At 45.5% G+C, this 5,656-nt stretch carries 4 protein-coding genes; 2 read left to right on the top strand and 2 right to left on the bottom strand.

Translation table 11 applies throughout. The features are described 5' to 3' along the window. Positions 1 to 32: 32 nt before the first annotated feature. Together pta and AB4583_RS20745 are read right to left on the bottom strand one after the other, a co-directional pair. Positions 33 to 2,198, bottom strand: coding sequence for a phosphate acetyltransferase (gene pta / locus AB4583_RS20740; RefSeq protein WP_017069189.1), 2,166 nt, complete (start codon positions 2,196 to 2,198; stop codon positions 33 to 35). Between the two features lie 147 nt (positions 2,199 to 2,345). Further along, positions 2,346 to 3,542, bottom strand: a complete 1,197-nt coding sequence (locus tag AB4583_RS20745; protein WP_017062169.1) for an acetate kinase — start codon at positions 3,540 to 3,542, stop codon at positions 2,346 to 2,348. A gap of 341 nt (positions 3,543 to 3,883) precedes the next feature. Here AB4583_RS20745 and yfbV point away from each other — a divergent pair, with 341 nt between their 5' ends. Together yfbV and AB4583_RS20755 are read left to right on the top strand one after the other, a co-directional pair. Then, positions 3,884 to 4,336: a terminus macrodomain insulation protein YfbV gene (yfbV, locus tag AB4583_RS20750; protein WP_017062168.1), complete on the top strand. Its 453-nt coding sequence runs from the start codon at positions 3,884 to 3,886 to the stop codon at positions 4,334 to 4,336. Positions 4,337 to 4,638: 302 nt separating this feature from the next. Beyond that, a complete protein-coding gene (locus AB4583_RS20755) occupies positions 4,639 to 5,604 on the top strand; it encodes an ABC transporter substrate-binding protein (protein WP_017062167.1) in 966 nt (321 codons plus the stop codon). The last annotated feature ends 52 nt before the right edge of the window (positions 5,605 to 5,656 follow it).

Below are 5,656 nucleotides of genomic sequence, written 5' to 3' on the forward strand. Positions count from 1 at the left end.
GCCTCCTCCTACTCGATTTTACAAAAGAAAAATTAGTTAATTACTTTTTCTTCAGCTTGTGCAGCTTGGTCTGCTTGGATAGCCGTTAGAGCTACTGTGTAAACGATATCGTCTACTAGAGCGCCACGAGACAAGTCATTTACTGGCTTGCGCATACCTTGAAGCATTGGACCGATAGATACTAGATCTGCTGAACGCTGTACAGCTTTGTAAGTCGTGTTACCCGTGTTTAAGTCTGGGAATACGAATACTGTCGCTTTACCTGCAACTGGAGAGTTAGGCGCTTTAGAAGCGGCTACGTTTTCCATGATTGCTGCATCGTACTGTAGAGGACCGTCGATCACTAGATCAGGACGCTTCTCTTGAGCAAGTTTCGTTGCTTCACGTACTTTATCTACGTCTGCACCCTTACCAGATTCACCAGTAGAGTAAGAGATCATAGCAACGCGTGGGTCGATACCGAATGCCGCAGCAGAATCTGCAGATTGGATAGCGATTTCAGCAAGCTGTTCAGCTGTTGGATCTGGGTTGATCGCACAGTCACCGTATACAAGAACTTGATCAGGCAGAAGCATGAAGAAGATCGAAGATACGATAGAAGCATCAGGAGCAGTCTTGATGATCTGGAACGGAGGAACGATAGTGTTCGCCGTTGTGTGAACAGCACCAGAAACTAGGCCGTCAACTTCGCCAGCTTCAAGCATCATAGTACCTAGGAATACTGAATCTTCTAGCTTCTCACGAGCAACAACTTCAGTCATACCTTTAGCGCCACGAAGTTCTACTAGACGAGCTACGTAGTTTTCGCGAACTGATGCAGAATCGATGATCTCAACGCCAGCGCCAAGCTCAACACCTTGCTGCGCTGCAACGCGACGGATTTCTTCAGGGTTACCTAGAAGTACACACGTTGCGATACCGCGCTCAGCACAGATAGCCGCAGCTTTAACTGTACGTGGCTCATCACCTTCAGGAAGAACGATGCGCTTAGCCGCTTTACGAGCAAATTCAGTTAGCTGGTAACGGAATGCTGGTGGGCTTAGACGACGGATGCCTTGAGTACCTTCAGATAGAGAATCAATCCAAGGGCCATCAATGTGGCTTGCAACGTGATCGTTAACGAACTCGATACGCTCTTTATCGTCTGCAGGAACTTCTAGGTTGAAGCTCTGTAGGTTTAGAGATGTCTGCCAAGTGTTACCTTGAGCCTTGAAGATCGGTAGACCTGAAGCGAATGCTGGTGCACAAAGGTTAGCAATGCTTTCTGGAATGTCGTAACCGCCAGTAAGCAGGATTGCGCCAATCTCAACACCGTTTTTCGCAGCAAGAGCCGCAGCAACGATAACGTCAGGACGGTCTGCAGAAGTTACTAGCAGTGAGCCTGGTTTGAAGTGCTCAATCATGTGCGGTAGAGAACGTGCACAGAAAGTGATGCTCTTAATACGACGAGTTGAGATTTCACCTTCGTTAACGATTTCAGCGTTAAGGTGCTTAGCCATATCAACCGCACGAGTTGCGATTAGATCGATGCTCCATGGCACACAGCCAAGAACACGGATAGGGCTAGAATTGAAGATTTGCATTACTTCAAGGTTCGCTTGCTGAGCGCTGTCTGCATCATCGAAGATTTCAGAAAGGTCAGGGCGAGTACGGCCAGCTTCATCAACAGGAGCGTTAAGCTTGTTGATGATTACGCCTTTGATGTTTTTGTTCTTAGTACCGCCGAAGTTAGAACATGCTACTTCGATACGCTCTTTAAGTTGCGTAGGGTTGTCAGTACCAGGAGTCGCAACGAATACGATCTCCGCGCCAAGTGTTTTTGCGATTTCCGCGTTCACTTGGTTAGCAAATGGGTGCTTACGAGTAGGTACTAGACCTTCGATTAGCGTTACTTCTGCGTCTTTGTTGATTTTGTTGTATTGCTCAACAACAGACTCAAGAAGCTCGTCCATTTTTTCGCTACCGATCAAAGCTTCAGCTTTAGTCATTGCGATTGGCTCACCAATCTTAATGTCGCTGTTTGCGCTGATGATAGTAGACGTTAGATCTGGTTGGTTACCACCGCTACGAGGCTGAGCGATTGGCTTGTAGAAAGAAACACTTACGCCCTTACGCTCCATAGCGCGAAGAACACCCATGCTAACACTAGTAAGACCAACACCAGCGCTTGTAGGGATAAGCATAATAGTACGTGACATTGACGAACACCTTTGACTATTGGAAATAAAAAAAGCTCAACTGCTATTCCCACCGATATTTAAATTGGGGTAGGAATAGAAGTTGAGCCCCATTTTCTTGATATGAAAAACTGACTAGCTTCGAGTGAAGCTAGTCAGGAAAATCAATTAAAGACCTGCTAGTTTCGCAGTGTCTTCAGCAATTACTAGCTCTTCGTTAGTAGAGATAACCATTGCAGGGATACGGCTGTTAGCTGTAGTGATAGTACCTTCGCCGCCGAAACGAGCTTTAAGGTTAGCTTCACCGTCAACTTCGATGCCGAAGATGCCTAGGCGGTTTAGAACCATTTCACGGATTGGGCCAGAGTTTTCGCCGATGCCGCCAGTGAAAGTGATTGCGTCTAGACGACCTTCTAGAGTCGCAGTGTAACCAGCTACGTACTTAGCTAGACGGTGACAGAACACGTCCATTGCACGAGTTGCTTCTTCTTTCTCACCGTAGTTGTCTTCAACGAAACGACAGTCAGAAGTCACTTCAGTTAGACCAGCAAGACCAGACTCTTTAGTTAGCATGTTGTTGATTTCTTCAACAGAGTAACCAAGTGCGTCGTGTAGGTGGAAGATGATTGCAGGGTCTAGGTCACCACAACGAGTACCCATTACAAGACCTTCAAGAGGAGTAAGACCCATAGAAGTGTCTACAGATTTACCGTTCTTGATTGCACATACAGAAGCGCCGTTACCTAGGTGACAGTTGATGATGTTAACTTCTTCAACTGGCTTGTTTAGTAGGCCTGCAACTTCACGAGTGATGAATAGGTGAGAAGTACCGTGCATGCCGTAACGACGGATGCCGTGCTCTTTGTACAGGTTGTACGGTAGAGCGTATAGGTAAGACTCAGAAGGCATTGTTTGGTGGAACGCAGTGTCAAAAACAGCAACGTTTTGTAGACCAGGGAAGTTCTGTTGAGCCGCTTCGATACCGATAAGGTGAGCAGGGTTGTGAAGAGGTGCGAAAGTCGCAGCGTCTTGAATACCCTTAAGAACTTCATCAGTGATAAGTGCAGAAGAAGTGAACTGCTCGCCACCGTGTACGATACGGTGACCGATAGCGCCAAGGTTAGCTTTAAGCTCAGGCTTAGAAGCAAGAATAGTTTCTACCATGAAAGATAGTGCTTCTACGTGAGCTGCGCCCGCGCCTAGTTGTGCTTCATGCTTGCCATCAAGTTTCCACTTCATACGAGCTTCTGGAAGACCTAGACACTCAGCAAGACCAGTTAGGTGCTCTGCACCTGTTTCTGCATCAACAACAGCGAATTTAAGAGAAGAACTACCACAGTTTAAAACTAAAACTAGCTTAGACATTAATGACTACCTGTTTATTTTTCTGATCGAAATCAGTTAAGGATGAAAATTAATCTCAAGAATAGTCGAAACACATAGGCTTGCGTACTAACCTTGGTCAAAAAAACGTTAATTTCCGTATAAAGTGAAAGCGCTCTTTATCAAAAAGAGGCTTGTGCATTCCTTGCAGAAGTCTTCTCAAAGTTGCTTAAATTGTAAATAAGGGCAACAATGAGATTGAGGTCTGCAAATAATAGCGATATTGTGCAAATATAACAAAAAAATTTGAAAGAATATTATTTTTCGTCAAATTTTTGTGTTTTTAGTTGATGATTTCAACTTTTTTTTAATGGGAGACTCATATGAGCAATAGAGTTGGTTTAGCTAGTAGTTTAAAAGATGGCCAAAAGTACATGGATCTCTGGCCCGTCCGAAAAGAGTTAAACGCGATCTTCCCAGAACAACGCATTATTAAAGCGACCCGTTTTGGCGTGAAAGTGATGCCTGCGATTGCCGCTATCAGTGTTCTTACACAAATGGTCTTTAATAATTACCAAGCGATGCCACAGGCTGTGGTTATGGCTTTGTTTGCGATCAGCTTGCCGCTACAAGGTATGTGGTGGTTGGGCAATCGCTCAAATACACAACTTCCGCCGGCGCTAGTATCGTGGTACCGCGAACTGCATGAAAAGATCACTGAAACGGGTTTTGCGTTAGAGCCTATGAAGCCGCGCCCTCGCTATAAAGAATTGGCAATCATTTTAAATCGTGCCTTTCGTCAGTTAGATAAATCCTCAATGGAGCGTTGGTTCTAAATAATCCCAGCTCTCCCTCTTGTCTGAGAACAACTATTCATCTTCTATAGCTTGTTCTCAGATTTGCTCCTCTTTTTGTTACCTCGCTTACTTTCCGTTTAGCTTACCTGTCCTTATTCACTTGGTTTCTTACCTTCCTCCGAAGTCAATATAACCTTTCTCACATAACTCGAGCCTTGTTGTATTTTTGTTAAATATCACTTCAAGTTATCAATGGTTACTGGTAATAATGTCAATAGTGATTTTGATGTTGTTCTCTTTGAGCGAGTAATGACGGGTAGAGCTTGATTCAGGGAGCGATAATGAGTTCTGTAAGAAAGGTATTGGCAGCGGTTTTAAGTTGCTTGATGTTGCTATGGACTGGCAATGCAATGGCAAACGTTGCCAAAGTGTCGGTTTCACAAGTTGTTGACCATCCAGATCTGAATGCGACACGTTTAGGGCTTCTTGAAGGATTGAGAGCCAATGGTTATGAACCCGGTAAGAACTTAGAATTCTCCTATGAAATGGCGAATGGTAACCCGGCTCAGGCAGCCAAGATTGCCAGAGAGCTCGTCAGCGAAAACCCTCATGTCTTAGTTGGTATCGCGACACCGACTTCACAAGCCTTAGTGTCGGCGACTCGCTCGATTCCTATCGTGTTTACCGCGGTTACGGATCCTATCGGCGCTAGGCTCGTTAAACAATTAGAAAAGCCGGGGCGTAATGTCACGGGGCTTTCTGACTTATCTCCGATCACTCAGCATGTGTCATTAATCAAAGAACTGCTCCCTGAAGCTAATTCAATCGGTGTAGTTTACAACCCAGCAGAAGCAAATGCCGTTGCGTTAGTTGGGTTATTGAGAAAGGCAACTCGAGATTTCGGTTATACACTTCACACCGAAAAAGCGCTGACTGTTGACGATGTCGAAGCAAAAGCAGAATCCATTGCTAAGAAGTCCGATGTTATCTATGCCTTGACCGATAATACGGTTGCAAGCGGCATGGAGGGTCTTATCAAAGCGGCTAACCATGCAGATACGCCAGTCGTCGCAGGCGCCACATCTTATGTCGGAAAGGGAGCGATTGCTGGTTTAGGTCTAGATTATTATGATGTTGGGGTTCAGACCGCGGATTATGTCGCAGCCATTCTGGAAGGACAGAAGCCCGGGAAGTTGAGTGTCAAAACTGCGCAGAGTTCTCAGCTGGTGGTCAACCTAGATGCTGCTCGTGAGCTTGGCGTGACAGTGCCTCAATCTGTGATTGAGCGTGCGGTCATTAGCCGGTGAATTGAGTTTGGTGTTAGGTGAGCTAATAGGCCATCATAGACAGGATCTTAAG

Origin of the sequence: Vibrio sp. 10N.222.49.C12, assembly GCF_041475025.1 — a bacterium.
Classification (GTDB): Bacteria; Pseudomonadota; Gammaproteobacteria; order Enterobacterales; family Vibrionaceae; genus Vibrio; species Vibrio crassostreae_C.